Below are 19,795 nucleotides of genomic sequence, written 5' to 3' on the forward strand. Positions count from 1 at the left end.
AATTCCCGACTCAGGACACTAAATGAGTGGCACCCACCTCGCCCGGCGGGCAGAGTGGTGGTGTCCGCATCGCCGGGAAGGTTCCGGTGTCGTGATCCGGGAGAGGAGCGGGACGATGTCCATGCACGGCAGTACGTCCAGCTCCCGCCAGGGCAGCCGACGGCGGGCTCCGGAGTAGTTCCTGCTCCTTTGCCGAGTCCGCTCCACGGGAAGCTGCCCGGGGCGGCCGCTTCGAGCACGCGCATCAGCCGCGTGGGCCGCCCACCCGGAGGATTGGCCGAGAGGTAAGGCACCGGCTTGCTGAGCCGCGGTCGGGCGAAAGCCCGCGCACGTTCGATTCGTGCATCCTCCGCAGGACGTCGAACCCGCCCCGCTGAGCCCTCCGGGTTCCTGAACGGCTCAGCGGGCGTGGCGTCCTCAGCCCAGCAACCGCTCCAGCACCACCGCGATCCCGTCCTCCTCGTTGGAGGACGTCACCTCGTCGGCCACCGCCCGCAGTTCCTGGTGGGCGTTGGCCATGGCGACGCTGTGTGCGGCCCAGGCGAACATCGGGATGTCGTTGGGCATGTCGCCGAAGGCGATCGTCCCCGCGGCCTTCGCCCCGAGCCGGCGAGCGGCCAGGGACAGCCCGGTGGCCTTGGACAGGCCGAGGGGAAGCAGTTCGACGATGCCCTCGCCCGCCATGACGACGGTGACGAAACCGCCCGCGGTGCGGGTGGCCGCCTCGGCGAGCTCGTCGTCGGTGAGGGTCGGGTGCTGTATGTACAGCTTGTTCAGGGGGGCCGCCCACAGGTCCGACGCGTCCGTGAGCGGCGTCGAGGGCAGTCTGCCCGTCACCTCGTAGCCGGGGCCGACCAGTACTTCACCGTCCAGCCCGTCGCGGCTCGCGGCCAGGTGCAGCGGGCCGGTCTCCGCCTCGATCTTGGCCAGCGCCACCGCGGCCAGCTGCCGGTCCAGCGTCACCGACGTGAGCAGCCGGTGTGCTCCGGCGTCGTACACCTGGGCGCCCTGGCCGCAGACGGCGAGGCCCTGGTAGCCCAGGTCGTCGAGGATGGGCCGGGTCCAGGGGACCGCGCGGCCGGTGACGACGATGTGGGAGGCGCCCGCCGCGGTGGCCGCGGCGAGCGCGTCCCGGGTACGGCGGGAGACCGAGTGGTCGTCACGCAGCAGGGTGCCGTCGAGGTCGGTGGCGACGAGTTGGTACGGGAACGGTGCGCTCACTTGGAAACCGGTTCCAGAAGCTCCCGGCCGCCCAGGTACGGACGCAGCACCTCGGGGATCCGCACCGAACCGTCGGCCTGCTGGTGGTTCTCCAGGATGGCCACGATCGTGCGCGGTACGGCGCACAGGGTGCCGTTGAGCGTGGCCAGCGGGCGCACACGCTTGCCGTCACGTACGCGGATCTGGAGCCGGCGGGACTGGTACTCGGTGCAGTCCGAGGTCGAGGTCAGCTCGCGGTACTTGCCCTGGGTCGGGATCCACGCCTCGCAGTCGTACTTCCGTGCGGCGGAGGAACCCAGGTCGCCCGAGGCGACGTCGATCACGCGGAACGGCAGCTCCAGCGCCGTCAGCCACTCCTTCTCCCACTCCAGCAGCCGCTGGTGCTCCTCCTGCGACTCCTCCGGAGTGACGTAGGAGAACATCTCGACCTTGTCGAACTGGTGCACGCGGAAGATGCCGCGGGTGTCCTTGCCGTGCGAGCCGGCCTCGCGCCGGAAGCAGGGTGAGAAGCCCGCGTAGCGGAGCGGCAGCCGGTCGGCGTCGATGATCTCGTCCATGTGGTACGCGGCGAGCGCCACCTCGGACGTGCCGACCAGGTAGAGGTCGTCCTTCTCGAGGTGGTACACGTCCTGGGCCGCCTGCCCGAGGAAGCCGGTGCCCGCCATGGACTGGGGCCGGACCAGGGCCGGGGTCAGCATCGGGGTGAAGCCGGCCGCGGTGGCCCGGGCGATCGCGGCGTTCACCAGAGCCAGCTCGAGCAGCGCGCCGACGCCGGTCAGGAAGTAGAAGCGCGATCCGGAGACCTTGGCGCCGCGCTCGACGTCGATGGCACCGAGGATCTGACCGAGCTCCAGGTGGTCCTTGGGCTCGAAGCCCTCGGCGCCGAAGTCGCGGGCGGTGCCGTGCGTCTCCAGCGTGACGAAGTCCTCCTCACCGCCGACGGGGACGTCGGGGTGGACGAGGTTGCTCAGCCTGCCCAGAAGCTCCTGCGTCTCGGCCGCTGCCGCGTCCCGCTCCGCGTCGGCCGCCTTGACGTCGGCCGCGAGGGTGCCGGCCTTCTTCAGCAGCTCGGCCTTCTCGTCGCCGGTCGCCTTGGGGATGAGCTTGCCGAGCGCTTTCTGCTCGGCGCGCAGCTCGTCGAAGCGGACGCCGGACGACCTGCGCCGTTCGTCGGCGGACAGGAGGGAGTCGACGAGCGCGACGTCCTCTCCACGGGCGCGCTGCGAAGCGCGCACACGGTCGGGGTCCTCACGGAGCAGGCGAAGGTCAATCACGCGCTCAAGGCTACCGGTGCGTGGTGACGCTCCACGACTCACTATTCCACCGGAGTCCCTCACGCCCCGTTATGGGGGAATTGCGCAATGTGTCCACAGGGGTGCAGTCGGGGTCGCCGCGGGGCGTCCCGAGGGTCGACTCGGCGGAGATCGGGGTCGAAGAGGAGGGGGCCACTCCCTGGAAAGGGTCAGTTCGCGGGCTGTCCGTTGACTGAAATTCCTTGTGGAACCGGGATTCGGCGTCCGGTTGTCCACAGGCGTCCACAGGGCGGGGGAAGTTATCCACAGGCTGTGAAGAAAGTCTGTGGATTTCGGAATGGTCCATTCCGGAACGCGTGACCGGAGGGGAGGATTCCCTTCATGAACCCTCCCTTACCTCTACTTTCGGGCAGGAAATGGTCACCCCAAAGGGTTGGCGAAAGGAAAAGGGTGGACGAAGGGTGTCCGCCGGGCGAGTGAACGCGATCATGGGCGGTAGGGAGATTTGTCGACGGAACGGCACAACGCTGTCGACTTGTCCCCGGATCGAGAAGTTGGCCTGTGGATAACTTCTGTGGATAACAAAAATCAGTAAATATGACCGGTGGGGCTGGAAATCTCAGAACCGGCCGTCCTGGCAACGCGCCACCCAGTCCGCCGCGGACACGAATTCGTCGTCCGAGGTTCCGGGCAGCGGCTCCCGCACCTCAGCCGGCCCCACATCCGCACGCGGATACGAACCGAGGAAGCGCACCTGAAGGCAGACCCGCTTGAGACCCATCAGCGTCTCGGCCACCCTGCGGTCCGAGATATGGCCCTCGGCGTCGATGCAGAAGCAGTAATTGCCGATACCGGCACCGGTGGGCCGGGACTGGAGCAGCATCAGGTTGACGCCGCGCGTGGCGAACTCGCCCAGCAGATCGCGCAGGCCACCGGGATGGTCGTCGCGCTGCCACACCACGATGGACGTCTTGTCCGCACCGGTGGGCGCGGCGGGGCGTGCGGGCCGTCCGACCAGGACGAAGCGGGTCTGGGCGTTCTCCGCGTCGTGGATTCCGGTCTCCAGCGCCTCCAGCCCGTACCGGGCCGCCGCGAACTCGCCGGCGAAGGCCGCGTCGTACCGGCCCTCCTGCACCAGTCGGGCCCCGTCCGCGTTGGATGCGGCCGATTCCCAGACGACGTCCGGGAGGTGCTTCTTCAGCCAGTTGCGGACCTGCGGCTGGGCGGCGGGGTGGGCGGTGACGGTCTTGATCTCCGACAGCCTGGTGCCGGGGCGCACGAGCAGCGCGAAGGTGATCGACAGCAGCACCTCGCGGTAGATCGTCAGCGGGGTACCCGCGACCAGTTCGTCGAGAGTGGTGGTGATGCCGCCCTCGACGGAGTTCTCGATGGGGACGAAAGCGGCCTCGGCCTCCCCGGCGCGTACCGCGTCGAGCGCGGACTGCACGGACACGTACGGGATCAGCTCCCGGGTGGCCGCTTCCGGGAGAGTGCGCAGGGCGACTTCGGTGAAGGTGCCCTCGGGGCCGAGGTACGCGTAGCTCGCTGGCATGACCTCACCCTAATGGGCCCGCGCCGAAGGCATCCCCGGATGCCCTCCCGGGAGTGACATGCGAGTGGCATGCGAGTGGCATGCGGGTGGCATGCGGGTGGTGTGCGTGTCGGGCGGGGCGCCTCACCCCTCCAGCAGCCGCTGCCCCACGTACTCGCTTTCCGCCGCGCCGCCCGGCACCGCGAACAGCCCGCTCGCCTCGTGCCGGATGAACGGCGTGAGCGCGTCCCCCCGATCGAGCTTGCGCTGCACCGGCACGAAACCGCGCAGCGGGTCGGCCTGCCAGCAGACGAACAGCAGACCCGCGTCCGGCACGCCGTTCGCGTCGATGCCGTCGTGGTACGAGAGCGGGCGCCGGAGCATCGCCGCGCCCCCGTTCTGGTCGGGGCGGGTGATCCGGGCGTGGGCGTTGATGGGGACCACCAGATTGCCCGCGGAGTCCGTCTTCTCCAGGTCCATCGCGGTGGTCTCGGTGCCTCCGGACAGCGGCGCCCCGTCGGACTTGCGGCGGCCGATGACCGCCTCCTGCTCCTTGACCGCGAGCTTCTCCCAGTCGTCGAGCAGCATGCGGATACGGCGGACGACCACGTAGGAGCCGTTCGCCATCCAGGCGGGGTCACCGTTCGCCGGTACGAAGATCCGCTGGTCGAAGTCGGGTTCGGACGGCTTGGGGTTGCGTGTGCCGTCGATCTGGCCCATCAGGTTGCGGGCGGTCATCGGGCGGGTGGTGGCACCGGGTGAGCGGTTGAACCCGTTCATCTGCCAGCGCACCCTGGCCGCCGAACCGGCTTCCTTCTGCACGGCGCGCAGTGCGTGGAAGGCGACCAGGGCGTCATGGGCACCGATCTGCACCCACAGGTCGCCGTTGCTGCGGGCCTTGTCGAGGTGGTCCGAGGAGAAGTCGGGCAGCGGGTCCAGAGCCGCCGGACGCTGCTTCTCCAGTCCGGTGCGGGCGAAGAAGCTGTGGCCGAAACCGAAGGTGAGGGTCAGGGAGGAGGGGCCGGCGTCCTGTGCCACACCGGTGTCGCCGTCGGCGCTCGGCTCGCCTGCCATGAGCCGCCGGGCCGTGTCCGACCAGCGGCGCAGCAGGGCGGCCGCCTCCTTGCGCCCGGCGCCCGGCGCGAGGTCGAACGCGACGAGATGACCACGGGCCGGAAGCCCTTCGGTGATACCGGGCTGATGTTTCCCGTGAAACATCGCCCGGCCCTCCCCCACGGAGGCCAGCGGGGTGGCTTCGGCCGGTGCGGCGGCGTAGCCCACGGCACCGCCCGCAGCACCGAGCACCAGCCCGGTGGCTCCGGCGGTGCCGAGCAGACGGCGCCGGGAGATGCCCTCCCGGGCGACCGGTGGGGTGGCTCCTTCCCGAGGTTCCGGCGCCACAGGGGTGCGGGCCTCCGGAGTGGACTGGTCAGCCATGGTGGTTCAGCCGATCTGTGCGTTCTTGGAGACGGTCACCTGGTCGATGTCGGAGGTCCGCACGGTCACCTCGACGGTCCAGTCGCCCGCCATGGGGATCTGCACTCCGCTCGCCGACAAGTGTCCGGTGGCGAGGCGGTCGGGGACGACGGGCAGCGGTCCGATGTCCTTCGTGGAAAGGGTGAGGGCGACCTTGAGCTCGGGGACGTCGAAGGCCTTGCCGTCGGTCCGCTCCACATAGACGTGCATGTCGTTGCCGCCCACGCGCGCGGGATCCAGGTCGATGGTGACGACGCCCTTGCCGTTCTTGCCGCCGGTGTCGAAGGGCATGTTCAGGGTCACCGCGCCGGTGCCCTGGGCGGACGAGGCCGAGGGCAGCGACGGGGCCGAGGAGGAGGCGGCCCTCTCGGCCTCCTGCTCCGTACGCCCCGGTTCGGTCTGTGTCAGCACGGTGGTGATCGCGAGCAGGACGACGGCTGTACCGGCCTCGGCGAGCACGGAGCGGCGCAGCCCGAAGCGGTTCGGGTCGGCGTCCCGCAGTCGCTTCTGCCGGGCGGTCGCCACGGCGGCCCGCTGCCGGGCGAGCTGCGCGGCCCGCGTGGAGTCCCCGCCGGCCTTCGTCCCGGCCCCCGACTCCTCCGACCGGACCTCGGCAGGCCCCGTGACGGCCGCGGGCTTCTCCCGTTCGGTGTCGGTGTCGGTGTCGGCCGAGGCCGCGGAGACGGAAGCGGAGGCTGCCGCGGTCGTCTCCGTACCGGCCCTGGCCTTCCCGGTACCGGTGGCCCCGGCGCTTTCCTGTCCCGCCTCGCCCCCGGTGGCCGACATCGCCGCCGCGGTTTCCTTCTGCTCCTCCCGGAGCGTCACCGGCGCACCGGGCTCCGCCAGGCGGGCCGTCCACCTCCGGGAGGCGTACGCGATCCCGACCATGGCCACCACGAGCCCGATCTTGACGAGCAGCAACTGCCCGTACCGGGTGTCGGTGAACGCCGACCAGGAGCCGAGCTGCCGCCAGCTCTGGTAGATCCCGGTGACGACCAGCGCGACCACGCTGCCGAACGCGAGCCGCGAGAACCGCTGGACGGCGGCCGTGTCGACCGCGGTGTCGGCGGGGGCGCGGTAGAGCGCGACGAGCAGGGCGGTGAGCCCGCCGAGCCAGGCGGCGACGGCCAGCAGGTGGACGACGTCGACCGGCATCGCGAGGCCTGGCTGGATTCCCTGGGAGGCGTGCTCGGACATGGCCCAGCTCGCGGCGAGCCCGGCCGCCACGACCGTCCCCCCGACGGCGAGCCCGAAGGACAGGTCCCGCTTCTCCTCGTCGTTCCGCTGGTACTGGGCGGAGCCGAAGAGCACCGCGATGAACAGCGCCGCCGCGGCGAGCAGCAGCAGCCGTGACACGAGCGCCGCGCCGGTCTTGGTCTGCAGCACCTCGCTGAGCAGCGTCAGGTCGAAGACGTCGCCGATCTTCCCGGAGCTCGTGTAGGAACCGCGCAGGAGCAGCAGTGCGAGGGTGGCCGCGGTGAGCGTGAGCCACCCGGAGACGACCAGCCGCTGCACCGCCCGTACGCCGGAGCCGGGCCGCCAGCAGGCGAGTACGAAGGCGGCCCCGCCGACCATGACCGCGAACCCGGCGTACGACAGGTACCGTCCGGTGCCGTACAGCGAACCGATCAACCCGTTGTCGGGGGACTGGGCGGAGGCTTCGACGGAGGTCTCCGAGGGGGCCCCGACGGAGAAGGTGAAGGCGCCGGCGACGGGATGGCTGTCCGCGGACACCACCTGGTAGGTGACGGTGTAGGTGCCGTCGGGCAGCCCGCTGAGCAGTTGCACGGTGTACGTGGTGCCGCTCGCTCCGTCCGGGTCGCCCTTGTCGACCCGCTCGCCCTTGGGATCGAGGACGCGCAGGGCGTCGTCGCTCACCGCGACCGGTTCGGAGAAGGTGAGCGAGACCTGGGCGGGCGCCTTGTCGACCACCGTCCCCTGCCGGGGATCGCTTCCGGTCAGCGCGGCGTGCGCGGAGGCGGGAGCGGCCCCGGCGAGGAGCGCGCCGGTGACGGCCAGGAACAGCAGCACCAGGATCCGGACGCGGGGGGCGATGGTCTGGGTCACAGGGGTTTCTCCCTCAGTGTCCGTGCTTCGGGGTGTAGGTGGCAGGCTTCACCGGGATCTCGACCGTGACGGGGTCGGAGTGGGCGAAGCGCAGTTCGACGGAGACCTTCTGACCCTGCTTCGGTTTCCGTGTCAGCTGCTCGAACATCAGATGATTGCCGCCGCTCTCGAGCACGAGGCTGCCCCGGGCCGGGATGTCGAGCGTGTCGACCTCCTGCATGGTCCCGTCGACGGTCTCGTGCACGGTGACGCGGTCGGCGGCGTCACTGCTGACCGAGGTCAGCCGGTCGGCCGCGCCGCCCTTGTTGCTGATCACGAGAAAGCCGGCCGCCATGTCCGAGACCGGCTGCGGCATGTACGCGGAGCCGACGGACAGGTCCGCCTCGTCGTCCGGGCCCGAGCCCGAACCGTCCGAGTCCGAACCGCCGCAGCCGGCGAGGGTCAGTACCCCGGCGACGGCCACCGCCGCGAAGGCGTGCGGCCTCCCGGGGAACTGCCTCCTCGCGAGCCGTCTCACGGCTTCTCACCCTTGATGATCCTGGGGAGGTCCGCGGTGTAGTCCTCGACGGTGGCGTCCTCGCCGTAGAGGAGGTAGCCGCCGTCGGTCTTCGGGGAGAAGGCGATGACCTGGGTGCCGTGGTCGGAGACGACCTGGCCCTTGTCGTCCTTGCGCGGCGCGTTGATGGAGATGCCGAGGGTGCGGGCGCCGGCCTGGATCGTGTCGAAGTCGCCGGTGAGGCCGACGACCTGGGAGTCGATGCCCTTGAGCCACTTGCCGAGCGCGGCGGAGGTGTCCCGCTCGGGGTCGGTGGTGACGAACACGATCCGCAGTTCGTCCTGCTGGTCCTGGGGCAGCTGCTTCTTGGCCACCGCGAGGTTGTTCATGGTCAGCGGGCAGACGTCGGGGCAGTGCGTGTAGCCGAAGTAGATCAGCGTGGGCTTGCCGGCGGTCTCCGCGCGGAAGTCGTACTTCTTGCCCTGGGTGTCGGTGAGGACGAGGTCCGGCTTTTCGAACGGATTGTCGAGGGCCGTGGCGGCCTTCTCCGCGCCGGCCTCCTCGGAGACCACGGCGATGGGCTCGCCGCTGTCGCCGTCGCCGCTGCCGCAGGCGGAGAGGGCCAGGGTGGCGGCGGCGAGCAGGGCCGCCGCCGTGAGGGTCTTCTTGCGCATGATGGTGTCCAGAATGTAGGTGCTCCGGCACGCACCGGGGTTCCACCGGGCCGTGGAACCCCGGTGCGTGCCGTTGAACAGAGGAAGGGCTCAGGCGTCGGCGCGCCGACGCCCGGCGAGTACGCCGTAGGCGACACCCGCGGCACCGACCACGATGCCGACGATGCCCAGGACCCGGGCGGTGGTGTCCGTACCGCCCGCGTCACCGGAGTCGGCCGACGCGGTGGTCTCCGCGGCGGCGTTCTCGGCGTTCTCGTCGGACTTGGCGTCCTCGGCTCCGCCGTCCGACGCGCCGTGCGAGTGACCGTCGGCGGAGGCCTCGGCCAGGGTGAGTACGGGGGCCGGGAAGTCGGGCTCCTCCTGGCCCTCCTGCGGCACCTCGATCCAGCGGACGACCTCCTTGTTGGAGTACGTCTGCAGCGCCTTGAAGACCAGTTCGTCGGCCTTCTCGGGCAGGGTGCCGACAGACACCGGGAACTTCTGGAAGAAGCCGGGGCCGATGCCGGCGTCGTCGTCGGCGGTCCAGGTGACCTTGGTGACGGCCTCGTCGATCTTCTTGCCGTGCATCTCCAGCGGCTTGTCCAGCTTGGACTTGGTGACCTTGATGTCCCAGCCGTCGATCGGCTGCGGCATCACGGAGGCCAGCGGGTGGTCGGTCGGGAACGTCACCTCGAGCTTGGTCGTCGACGCGTTGTCGCGCTCGTTGGGGACCTTGAAGTTCACGACCGCGTAACCGCCCTTGGCCGCCTCACCCTCGGGCTGCACGCTGACGTGCGCGAAGGCGGGGGCGGACAGGGTGAGGACGGCGACACCGGCGACGGCGCCGACGGCGGCGATACGGGAAGCCTTCATGGAAGGAGCACTCCGCTTCAGTTGGGTTTCGCTGACGGTGAGGGAACCGCGTACGGCGCGTACGTCCCCGCCCGCCGGTGGCGACTGGGCCACAGACGGCTCGTCGTACGAGGGAAGTACGAGCGAAGCAGGCGGGACGTACACGGGAAGTGCGCGGGAAAAGCGGGAAAACGGACGCGCACGCGCGTGCCGTGCCATGCCGCATGCGGGCACCCTCCTTCCACCGGGAGGTCCGGAGGTCGTCGAGGGGCCCGGTCGCGTCAGGCGGCGAGGGCGAGTGCGCTGCCGGCCGGGGGCGGTCCCCGGCGGATCACCGTGTGCTGGAGTGCGGTGGTACGGGGCGTGGACGGCACGGCCGGTACGGTGCGCAACCGGCGCGGGGCCACCTGCGGAGCCCCCGGGAGACCCGCGCGCAGGGCGCGTACCAGAGCGAGTGCCGCGCGCAGGGACCGTACGAGGGCGCCCTCGGCGACGCCGTGCGCCGACAGTTCGGTGAGCCGCAGCAGAGCCAGGTCGCCGCGGCGCAGCAGCCAGCCGGTGGCCAGTGCGGTGAGGACGTGCACGAGCAGCATCGGCAGGGACGGCAGCAGCGGCATTGCCGAGGCCGCGGCCGAGGGGTCCGCGGCCAGGGTCAGGACGCCGTCCTGGCCGTGCCCCCCGTGGGTGCCGCCGGTCGTGCTCCCCGTACCGGTCGTGCCGGGGTGGACCCGGGCGTCGGTGAGGATGCGCTGCGCCTGCGCGGGGCTGATGGACACCGCGCCGGCGCCGCACATCAGCCGGGCCGCCTGCTCGATCAGCGAGGTGTCGGACAGGGGTGCGGACACGGACGGCGACACGTGCGCGGGGGTCGCGGCACCGTGCTGGCCGATGCCGAACAGGGCGTGCAGCACCGTCTGGCAGACCGCCAGCGGGACGGCGATGCCCGGAAGGGACCGCGCGCGTCCGGCGAGCGGTACCGAGGCCACGAACGTCCCGAGGAATCCGACGCCCAGGGTCCACAGCGGAACCGCGGCGGGGGAGGCGAGTGTGTGCCCTGCCCCGGCCAGCACGACGCAGACCGCGGCGAACACCGCGGCCCGCAGGGTCCGGAGCCCGCGTCCGGAGCGCGTCGTGTGTGGGTGGGGGGCAGTCATGGCGGGCTCATCATCGCACTGGGCCTCCGGCCGCCGTACGGCAGGTCCGCAAGGAGAGCTACGACCGGAAGATCACTTATGTGCGAGGTGCCCCACATACACCGGTCGGCTTCATGGCGCACCCGCCATATGGGGGTTATCACGTCAACGGCATGCTTACAAGTGTGTACGCAGGGCAATAGGTAACGGTATGTCGAGCCGCGGCCGGGAGGCTGGAGCATGAGCATCTGGTGGTCACTCCATCTGCGCCGTGATGCTGCGAGCGTGCCGCTCGCGCGCCGCCTTCTTCTCGGCGCGATGGAGACCGCGGGCGTTGACCCCGACATCTCCTACGACCTCTCCGTCGCCCTCACCGAAGCCTGTGCGAACGCCGTCGAGCACGGCGGGGGCGCCGCCCGGGGCGGGTCCTCGGAGGCGTACCGGGTGACCGCCTATCTCGAGGGCGAGAAGTGTCGTATCGAGGTCGCCGACGCGGGTCCCGGTTTTCCCGCCGTGGCCGGCGGCCGCCCCCACCCGTCGGCCTGCCCCGCGCCGTACGACGCCGAACACGGCCGCGGCCTCTGTCTCATCCAGGAACTCGTCGATCACGTCGACATCGGGAACAAGCCCGATCGGAGCGGCGCCGTGGTGAGCTTCGACAAGATTCTCAAATGGCGGAAGGGCCCGCCGCTGATGGCGGTGTGACCTCACCACCGGTTCGGGAATCGGCGGACGCGCGGAAGCGCACCCGATCGCACCGCACTCGATCGCACTGAACCCGATCACACTGCGGCCGGCACCCCGCGCGGGGTGCCGGCCACAGTACGCACATCAGACCGTCGAGCGGTCCTTCAGCTCCTCGGGCGGTGATCAGCCCTTGAGGGCCGCCATCCATGCCTCGACCTCGTCCGACCGCCTGGGCAGCGCGGCGGAGAGGTTCCGGTTGCCGTCCTCGGTCACCAGGATGTCGTCCTCGATGCGGACGCCGATGCCCCGGTACTCCTCGGGAACGGTCAGGTCGTCGGCCTGGAAGTAGAGGCCCGGTTCGACCGTGAGCACCATGCCCGGCTCCAGGGTGCCGTCGACGTACGTCTCGGTACGGGCGACCGCGCAGTCGTGGACGTCCAGGCCGAGCATGTGGCCGGTGCCGTGCAGGGTCCAGCGGCGCTGCAGGCCCAACTCCAGCACCCGCTCCACCGGGCCCTCGACCAGACCCCACTCGACGAGCCGCTCGGCCAGGACCCGCTGGGCGGCGTCGTGGAAGTCCCGGTACTTGGCACCGGGCTTCACCGCCGCGATACCGGCCTCCTGGGCGTCGTACACGGCGTCGTAGATCTTCTTCTGCAGCGTGCTGTACGTGCCGTCGATCGGCAGGGTGCGGGTGACATCCGCCGTGTAGTACGTGTGCGTCTCGACACCGGCGTCGAGCAGCAGCAGGTCGCCCGAGCGGACCGGGCCGTCGTTGCGCACCCAGTGCAGGGTGGTGGCGTGCGGACCGGCGGCGCAGATGGAGCCGTAGCCGACGTCGTTGCCCTCGACCCGCGCGCGCAGGAAGAACGTGCCCTCGATGTAGCGCTCGCTGGTGGCCTCGGCCTTGTCGAGGACCTTCACGACGTCCTCGAAACCGCGGACGGTGGAGTCGACGGCCTTCTGCAGCTCGCCGATCTCGAAGGCGTCCTTGACCAGACGTGCCTCGGAGAGGAAGACGCGCAGTTCCTCGTCGCGTTCGGCGGTGACCTTGTCGGTCAGCGCCGCCTCGATGCCGGCGTCGTACCCGCGCACGACGCGCACCGGGCCGGTGGCCTCGCGCAGGGCGCCGGCCAGCTCGCGCACGTCGGCGGCGGGGATGCCGTACCGCTTCTCGGCCTCGGTGAGGGAGTGGCGGCGGCCGACCCACAGTTCGCCCTGGCCGTCCAGCCAGAACTCGCCGTTCTCGCGGTTCGAGCGCGGCAGGAGGTAGATCGTCTCCTGGTGGCCGTCGGCCGTCGGCTCCAGGACGAGGACGCCGTCCTCGGTCTGGTTGCCGGTGAGGTAGGTGTACTCGACCGAGGCGCGGAAGGCGTACTCGGTGTCGTTGGACCGCGTCTTCAGGTTGCCCGCGGGGACGACCAGGCGCTCACCCGGGAAGCGCGCGGACAGCGCGGCGCGGCGGGCGGCGGTCTCCGCTGTCTGGGGGATCGGCTCGAGGTCACGCAGCTCGGTGTCGGCCCAGCCGCTCTTCATGTTCTCGGCCAGCTCGTCGGACACGCCGGGGTAGAGGCCGTTCTTGCGCTGCTTGACGGGCTCTTCCTCACCGGTCTCCGGGCCCACCGCGGTCTCCGGGTCCGGCATACCGGCGGCCTCGTCGAACGCGGTCGGGAGCTCTTCTGCCACAGCGGTCATCCTCCTCGGTAAAGCTCTGGACCTCCCCCAGGGTGTCGGCTTCGTCCGGGCCGGGGGACCTCCTCCATCGTACGGTTACCGACGAAACGGTCACCGGGGGGAAGGGCCTGTTACCGAGGGCGCGCGGAGGGTGACGGGAGCGACCCACCGGCACAGGAAGCGACCCACCGGCACAGGAGCGGGCGTCGAGCCGACTGCGGACCAGTAGTGCCGCGGACCAGTAGTGCTGCGAACCAGTAGTGCTGTGAACCGGTGTTGCGAACCGGCACCTCCCTGCCTGCCCGGCGCCGCCGCCTCCCGCCCCGCCCGGGGCGGCTACTCGAACCGTGCGGCCAGCAGGACGACGTCCTCCGTGGAGTCCGTCGTCTCCGGCTCCTCGGGCAGCACGGTGCGCAGGATGTGGTCGGCGATCGCGCCGGGGTCGCGCCGCAGCGCCTGGGGCACCCCGGCGGCAGCCGCGTGCAGTCGCGCGAAGGCGCGGTCGGTGGGATCGCCGGTACGGTGCAGCAGCCCGTCGGTGTAGAGCAGAACCGTCTCTCCCGGTTCCGCGTGGACCTCCACGCTCGGCGCCTCCCAGCAGGCGAGCATGCCCAGGGGGGCCGAGACCGACGTCTCCACGAACTCCGTGCGGCGCTCGCCGAGCAGCAGCGGCGGACTGTGGCCGGCACCGGCGAGCGTGACCCTGCGCAGTTCGGGTTCGCAGTAGCCGAACAGCGCGGTGGCCGATCGGGCCGGTTCGGTGAGCCTCAGCAGCAGTTCCAGGTCGGACAGGACGGCGACCGGGTCCTCTCCCTCCATCACGGCGTACGCGCGCAGGGACGCCCGCAGCCGCCCCATCGCGGCGATCGCGCTCGGTCCGGCCCCGGTGACGGACCCCACGGCGAGGCCGAGGGCGGCGTCCGGCAGCGGCAGCGCGTCGTACCAGTCGCCGCCGCCGTGCGGGGAGGTGCGGTGCCGGGCGGCGAGCTGGACGCCGGGAATCCGGGGCAGGCGTGAGGGGAGGAGCTCCTCGGACATGGTGGTCATGGACGCACGCGCGCGCTCGAGTTCCAGGAGGCGGGCGAGATGCTCGGCGGCGTAACGGGAGTAGAGACCGACGAGGTGCCGCTGGCGTTCCGACGGCTCGGCGGGTTCGTCGTAGAGCCACACCGCGGCGCCCAGGCGCCGCGCCGCCTCCGCCGCCTGCGTGGTACCCGTGCAGGCCACGGCCCCGGCGGGGGTGAGGGGCAGCGTGTAGCTCGCGGTATAGCCGAGGCGGGCGGCGACCTCGCGGTGCCGGGGGTCGAGTTCCTTCTCGGCGAGCAGATCGGGTACGGCGATGCCGTCGTCGGCGCCGGGCACCCCGTCGAGGATCCTGCCGTAGGGCATCGCGCTGCGCGGGATCGTCTCGATGTGGCCGAGATCGGCGCGGGCCAGGCCGAGACCGATCATGGTGTCCGGGCCGCGACCGTCGGGCGGTTCCAGGACGACGAGACCGCGTCGGGCGCCCACCAGGGCGGCGCCGGCGCGCAGCAGCTCCTGGAGCGCCTCGTCGAGGAAGCGCGTGCGGGCCAGGCGTTCGGTCAGCTCGTGGAGGGTCGTGAGGTCGGAGACCCATCCCGCGAGCCGGTCCTGCAGAAGTGCGCCCGGTGCGTTCTGGGGGTTTGCCGGGGCGGCCGGGGAGGTACCCGTAGCAACGGGCGCGACAGTGTGTGCGGGGGCCGGAACCGTTGAATCGATTCCAGCCACTTTCGGAGGATGCGGGGCGCTCATGGCGTCCGGCTTTCCCGCAGGTACGAACTGCTCAAAAGCATCGCAAACCCCCATGTCATCCTGCGTCGCCGGCAGTGTCTCCACATGTACACGTTCTCGTGAGGAGATGTCCAGCATTGTCCTGCTGGGATTCCTGGTGTCCGTGGGTTCGGAGTGAGTCCGGAGAGAACTCTCCCCCACCCTCTTGCCGAAAATGAAACTTGGCTTGAAACTGCCTCAGGGGGAGGCTGATTGCGGTCGACTGGGCTCGCTCGACGGAGCGTCACAGCGGTCGTGATGGGTACGTACTCGGAGAAGGCCAGGGGTGGTTGGGAATCACCCGGGAACCTGGCGACGGACCCGGGCGTCTTAACCACCGACGACCGTGCCCCATCCTCCCGTGGCGGAGGCGGAGAGAAACACGCGCGACGGTAAACGCCAGACTTCGCCACCCCCACGCCACCCCGTGCTTCCGACCGACGCAGTAGGGGTGGCACGGCCGCGGAGGCAGACCTTGCTCGGCCCATAGGGGCTCCCCTTGCCCGGTGCGGGGGTGTGATGCGCCAACAGGTACGCACAGTAGGTACGCACAGTGCAGTGATCGACACATGTTGTGATGTGGACCACGGTGTTGCCAGGCGTGCAACGGAAAGGAACGAGCGCTCATGCGCGAGATCCTCGGAAGGCGACGCAGGCTCCTGTCCCGGCGAGGCGACAGTGGGCCCCAGCTGATCGAAGCAGCCCTGACCTTCGCCTCGCACTGGCAGTGGCCGGTACTCCCGGGTGTGGCGACGGACCCGCAGGGCGGGTCCCGCTGCGGCTGCCCGGACCCCGAATGCACAGTGCCGGGCGCCCATCCCTTCGACCCCGGGCTCCTCGCCGCCACCACCGACGCGCGCATGGTGCGCTGGTGGTGGGGCAACCGGCCCACGGCGTCCGTCATCCTGGCCACCGGGGGCAGGGCGCCCTGCGCGGTCTCCCTGCCCGCGGAGCCGGCCGCCCGGGCCCTGGACGCCCTCGACCGGTTCGGCATGCGGCTCGGCCCAGTCGTCGCCTCGGCGGACCGCTGGTCGATCCTGGTCAAGCCGTACTCCCTGGAGCAGCTGGGCGAGCTGCTGTACGCCAAGGACTTCGTCCCCGGCTCCCTCCGCTTCCACGGCGAGGGCGGCTATCTCGCCCTGCCCCCGTCCGCCACCGGCCTGGGAGATGTCCGCTGGGAGCGCGCGCCGCTGCCCGGCTCGGCCTCGCCCTGGGTGCCCGATGTCGAGGCCGTGGTGGACGCCGTGGTCGAGGCCCTCACCCGTACGGGTGTGAGCGCGCCCGAGAAGTAGCGACTCCCGGCAGGTGCGGCGCCCGGCACTCCCTGGCGCCGCGCGGCGTCCGGCGGCTTCGTCGTCTCCACGGTTCCCGTGCTCTCCACCTGAACCCCGGTGGGGCGGCTTCGAGCGGTGGTGCACGCCGGTTGCCCGGACACGGAGTTCGGGAACCGGGCCGGACGCGGGCCGCTGTCGTGCTGCGTGCCGGGGAGCAGCCGATCGGTGGGAACCGCTGGTCGGCATGCGGCTGTGTGCTGTGAGGAAGAGTGGTCACAGAAAGACCCGGTTGCTGGCGACGGGGGATGCACCAGCAACCGGGCTACTGGAACGGTAACAAGAGATCGGCTGTTAGCAAATTCGATCTCAGCTTTTCCGGTCATCGACTGGCCTGTCTCCGCCGGGAGTTGTGGAGGAAGCCGGTCATGCTGACCGCCCGGTCGTGCTGACCGGGCGGTCAGCACGACCGGGGAGCCTGTCCGTGCCTCAGCTGAGGGTGACCTGGCGGTTGGTCAGACCGCCGCGCGCGCGGCGCTCGTCGGCGGTGAGCGGGGCGTCGGTGGCCAGGGCCGGGGCGAGGCGCTCGGCGAACTCGGCCGCCGGCTTCTCCACGTCCTCGGCGCCGACCCCGCTGGGCAGGTCCCAGACCGGCACGATGAGTCCGTGGGCGCGGAAGGAACCCACGAGACGGGTCCCCTCACCGAGGGAGGAGCGACCCGCCGCGTGCAGTCGCGCCAAGGCGTCCAGAAGCTGCTCCTCGGGGTGCGGCATGACCCACCGCAGATGGTTCTTCTCGGGCGTCTCGCACCAGTACGCGGAGTCCACGCCCGAGAGCTTGACGGTCGGGATGGCCGCCGAGTTGGCCCGTTCCAGGGAGGCGGTCACGTCCGGGGCGGCGTTCTCCGGGTCGGGGACCCAGAACTCGAAGCCGCTGTGCACCACCGGCTCGAACGCGCCCTCGGGGTCGAGGAGATCCTGCAGCCGGGGCCCGTCGGCCGGAGCGCGGCGGGCCTGCACCGGGGTGCCCGGATCGGCGACGAGGGCGCGCTGGAGGGTGTCGGCGAGGTCGCGGCTGATGTCGCCGGACGACGTGTCGTTCTGCAGGCCGAGGAGGACCGAGCCGTCCTCGCGGCGCAGCGCGGGCCAGGCCATCGGCAGCACGGTGGCCAGGGTGACCGACGGGACGCCGTCGGGCAGGCCGTCCTTGAGGGGCAGCTCGACGGTGGCCGCCGGCACCAGTTCGCGCAGCGCCACCCAGTCGCACTCGCCCGGCAGCCCTTCGAACGGGCGGTGCACCAGCTCGGTCACGGCGTGCGCGGCGGTACGGCCGTGGCAGGCCTTGTAGCGGCGGCCGCTGCCGCAGGGGCAGGGCTCTCGGGCGCCGACGACCGGGATCTCTCCGTCCGTGAGCTGCGGGCGCTTGGCCTTGGTCTGAGGGCGCTTCTTGGCCATCGTGGGTGTCTCCCGGTTACGGCTCGTCTCGTACGGGCGGGAGCCTAGCCGTTCACGACGCCGCTGACGGGACCCTGTGGACAACATGCCGACCGTGGGCGACGCGCGAGCCGTACGGGACCGGTTCCGTACGGGACCGGTTCCGTACGGGGCCGGGTCCGTACGGGGCCGCCGCGATGCGACCGTGAGGCGGCGACGGTGACCGAAGGTGACCGACGGGAGACGACCACGCGGAGTGGTCGTGGGGGATCGCCGCGCGTACGTCGTCAGTCGAGGCGGTCGAAGGCGTCCGCGAACTCCAGGCCGGACAGCTCGGACACCGAGGGCGCCGTCACCCGCGCGGCGAAGTCGTCGCGCCGGTGTCCGGCGTCCGGGTCGTACACGTCGTCGTGGACGACGACCCACACCGTGACCTCGCCCGGTACCTCGTCGCGTACGCCCCAGTCGTCGGCCAGCGCCGTGATGATGTTCAGCCCCCGGCCGCCGTGCGCGGTGACCGACGGGGTCGCCGGTGCCGGCCGGGTCGGGCCTCCGCCGTCCGTGACCTCCACGACCAGCCGGCCGCAGGGGCCCACCTGCCAGGCCGCGCGGACGTCGCCGTCCCCGGCCAGGGCGTCGCCCAGGGGTCTGCCGTGTTTGCACGCGTTGCTCAACAGTTCGGAAAGGATCAGTACGGCATCGTCGATGACCGTGTCCGCCACGCCGCCGTCGCGCAACTGCAGGCGCATACGGCGCCTCGCTTTCCCCACGCCCGCAGGGCCATGGGGTACGGCCATGCTCGACGACGTGGGCACCTCCTGTGCGACCACCAACGCCACCCCCGAAACCTCCTTCGCCCCACGCCACGGTGTGAATGCCCCACGGGCCTGAACCGGAAACCGGCCCATCCGTGTGCGGTGACGCACTCGAAACAACCGAGCACGCACCGAATGCGCCGGAGCACTCCTCGTAGTCGAATGGCTGGATTTAGTCGATGTGGCCGAGATGTGAGGATGGAACGAGAGGAGGGTCGTGGTCAAGGGCCCTGCGCTGAGCAGGGCGGATCGCATGGCCGGACCGCCCCGTCCCGTTCAACGGCCGAGCTGGTCGAGCACCGCGCGGGGGCGGTTGGTGATGATGGCGTCGACCCCGAGGCCGACACAGGCCTCCACGTCCTCGGGGTCGTTCACGGTCCACACGTGTACCTGGTGGCCGGACCGCTTCAGGCGCTCGATGTACGCGGGGTGGCTGCGGACGATCCGGATCGAGGGGCCCGCGATCGGCACCCCTTCCGGCAGCCGCCCGTCGCGCAGGCGGGGCGAGACGAACTGCATGAGGTGGACCGTCGGCAGGGTGGGTGAGGCGGCGTGCACGCGATGCAGCGACCGCGCGGAGAAGCTCATCACACGTACCGGGGACTCCTCGGGGGTGCCGGGCGCGTCCAGGCCGAACCTCTTCAGCAGGAGCAGCAGCCGCTCCTCGACCTGTCCTGCCCACCGCGTGGGGTGCTTGGTCTCGATCGCCAGCTCCACCCGGCGGCCGGCGTCGGCGACGAGCTCCAGCAGCCGCTCCAGGGTGAGGACGGAGGTCGCCTCCCGGTCCTCCGGCCTGTACTCCCAGTCGGGCTCCTCGGCCCGCCCCCCGAGCGGGTCACGGGTCTTCCAGGAGCCGAAGTCCAGGGTGGACAGATCGGAGAGCTCCAGCGCCGACACCGCACCGCGGCCGTTGGACGTACGGTTGACGCGACGGTCGTGGACGCAGACGAGATGACCGTCCGCGGTCAGTCGTACATCGCATTCGAGCGCGTCCGCACCGTCCTCGATCGCCTTGCGGTATGCGGCCAGGGTGTGTTCGGGGGCGTCCTCGGAGGCTCCGCGGTGGGCGACGACTTGGGGCGGGCGCTGGCGTGCAGGGGTCACCGCGTCATGGTGCCATCGCGCGGGGGTACCCGTGCGATCGCACGGGTGTCGATGGTCCGGGCGACGCGGACGTCTGATCGGAGGCATGGGATTGGTGCACCCTTAGTGAGTAATGCCCTATATAAGGGATGGTCTCGCACCCACAGGAACGGCTTATGGTGCCCTGACGGCCCATGGGAAAAGCTGACGTCATACAAAGAGACATGCACAGCTGAAGCGTGCCGGACTCGTCGACATGCGTGATCGAGCGTGAATGAGCGTGACCGAGTGCGACCTGGAACAACAGCCGTGGATCGAGGAGAGAGAGCTGTGAGCACCGAGAACGAGGGCACAAGCG

Annotated in this window: 16 protein-coding genes and 1 tRNA gene; 3 read left to right on the forward strand and 14 right to left on the reverse strand. The window is 70.9% G+C overall.

Annotated elements, in window-relative coordinates; translation table 11 throughout:
• Window positions 1–267: 267 nt before the first annotated feature.
• Window positions 268–352: transfer RNA gene (locus AOK11_RS25970), tRNA-Ser, on the forward strand.
• Window positions 353–417: 65 nt separating this feature from the next.
• Here the strand turns inward: AOK11_RS25970 and AOK11_RS25975 are convergent.
• The 9 genes from AOK11_RS25975 to AOK11_RS26015 form a co-directional block, all read right to left on the reverse strand.
• Window positions 418–1,221 carry an HAD family hydrolase gene (locus AOK11_RS25975; protein WP_055596143.1) on the reverse strand — a complete coding sequence of 268 codons (804 nt, stop codon included), beginning with the start codon at window positions 1,219–1,221 and terminating at the stop codon, window positions 418–420.
• Window positions 1,218–2,495 (reverse strand): serine--tRNA ligase, encoded by a 1,278-nt coding sequence (gene serS, locus AOK11_RS25980; protein WP_055596144.1) that lies wholly within the window; start codon window positions 2,493–2,495, stop codon window positions 1,218–1,220. The genes AOK11_RS25975 and serS overlap by 4 nt, the downstream gene beginning before the upstream one ends.
• A gap of 598 nt (window positions 2,496–3,093) precedes the next feature.
• Complete coding sequence (gene pheA / locus AOK11_RS25985; RefSeq protein WP_055596145.1) at window positions 3,094–4,026, reverse strand: prephenate dehydratase; 933 nt, start codon at window positions 4,024–4,026, stop codon at window positions 3,094–3,096.
• 123 nt (window positions 4,027–4,149) lie between these two features.
• Complete coding sequence (efeB, locus tag AOK11_RS25990) at window positions 4,150–5,442, reverse strand: iron uptake transporter deferrochelatase/peroxidase subunit (protein ID WP_055596146.1); 1,293 nt, start codon at window positions 5,440–5,442, stop codon at window positions 4,150–4,152.
• A 6-nt stretch (window positions 5,443–5,448) separates the two neighbouring features.
• A complete protein-coding gene (locus AOK11_RS25995; protein WP_055596147.1) occupies window positions 5,449–7,548 on the reverse strand; it encodes a copper resistance CopC/CopD family protein in 2,100 nt (699 codons plus the stop codon).
• 13 nt (window positions 7,549–7,561) lie between these two features.
• Complete coding sequence (locus AOK11_RS26000) at window positions 7,562–8,065, reverse strand: copper chaperone PCu(A)C (protein WP_055596148.1); 504 nt, start codon at window positions 8,063–8,065, stop codon at window positions 7,562–7,564.
• A complete protein-coding gene (locus AOK11_RS26005; protein ID WP_055596149.1) occupies window positions 8,062–8,718 on the reverse strand; it encodes an SCO family protein in 657 nt (218 codons plus the stop codon). The genes AOK11_RS26000 and AOK11_RS26005 overlap by 4 nt, the downstream gene beginning before the upstream one ends.
• Window positions 8,719–8,808: 90 nt before the next feature.
• Window positions 8,809–9,570 (reverse strand): YcnI family copper-binding membrane protein, encoded by a 762-nt coding sequence (locus AOK11_RS26010; RefSeq protein ID WP_055596150.1) that lies wholly within the window; start codon window positions 9,568–9,570, stop codon window positions 8,809–8,811.
• Window positions 9,571–9,830: 260 nt separating this feature from the next.
• Window positions 9,831–10,703: a hypothetical protein gene (locus tag AOK11_RS26015; RefSeq protein WP_055596151.1), complete on the reverse strand. Its 873-nt coding sequence runs from the start codon at window positions 10,701–10,703 to the stop codon at window positions 9,831–9,833.
• Between the two features lie 219 nt (window positions 10,704–10,922).
• Between AOK11_RS26015 and AOK11_RS26020 the strand changes: the two genes are divergently transcribed.
• Window positions 10,923–11,387: an ATP-binding protein gene (locus AOK11_RS26020; RefSeq protein WP_055596152.1), complete on the forward strand. Its 465-nt coding sequence runs from the start codon at window positions 10,923–10,925 to the stop codon at window positions 11,385–11,387.
• A 165-nt stretch (window positions 11,388–11,552) separates the two neighbouring features.
• Here the strand turns inward: AOK11_RS26020 and AOK11_RS26025 are convergent, their stop codons facing one another.
• Window positions 11,553–13,013 (reverse strand): aminopeptidase P family protein, encoded by a 1,461-nt coding sequence (locus tag AOK11_RS26025; RefSeq protein WP_055596158.1) that lies wholly within the window; start codon window positions 13,011–13,013, stop codon window positions 11,553–11,555.
• 366 nt (window positions 13,014–13,379) lie between these two features.
• Complete coding sequence (locus AOK11_RS26030) at window positions 13,380–14,933, reverse strand: PP2C family protein-serine/threonine phosphatase (protein WP_079035088.1); 1,554 nt, start codon at window positions 14,931–14,933, stop codon at window positions 13,380–13,382.
• Between the two features lie 527 nt (window positions 14,934–15,460).
• On the opposite strand from AOK11_RS26030, the gene AOK11_RS26035 reads away from it, so the two are divergent.
• Window positions 15,461–16,126, forward strand: coding sequence for a bifunctional DNA primase/polymerase (locus tag AOK11_RS26035; RefSeq protein WP_055596154.1), 666 nt, complete (start codon window positions 15,461–15,463; stop codon window positions 16,124–16,126).
• A gap of 468 nt (window positions 16,127–16,594) precedes the next feature.
• Here AOK11_RS26035 and AOK11_RS26040 read toward each other — a convergent pair whose 3' ends face one another.
• The 3 genes from AOK11_RS26040 to AOK11_RS26050 form a co-directional block, all read right to left on the reverse strand.
• A complete protein-coding gene (locus AOK11_RS26040; protein ID WP_055596155.1) occupies window positions 16,595–17,560 on the reverse strand; it encodes a DUF5926 family protein in 966 nt (321 codons plus the stop codon).
• Window positions 17,561–17,826: 266 nt separating this feature from the next.
• On the reverse strand, window positions 17,827–18,465 hold the full coding sequence (locus AOK11_RS26045) for an ATP-binding protein (RefSeq protein ID WP_055596156.1): 639 nt from the start codon (window positions 18,463–18,465) through the stop codon (window positions 17,827–17,829).
• Between the two features lie 165 nt (window positions 18,466–18,630).
• Window positions 18,631–19,458, reverse strand: a complete 828-nt coding sequence (locus AOK11_RS26050) for a glycerophosphodiester phosphodiesterase (RefSeq protein ID WP_055596157.1) — start codon at window positions 19,456–19,458, stop codon at window positions 18,631–18,633.
• Between the last annotated feature and the right edge of the window lie 337 nt (window positions 19,459–19,795).

The organism is Streptomyces hirsutus (assembly GCF_001418415.1).
GTDB classification, from domain to species: domain Bacteria; phylum Actinomycetota; class Actinomycetes; order Streptomycetales; family Streptomycetaceae; genus Streptomyces; species Streptomyces hirsutus.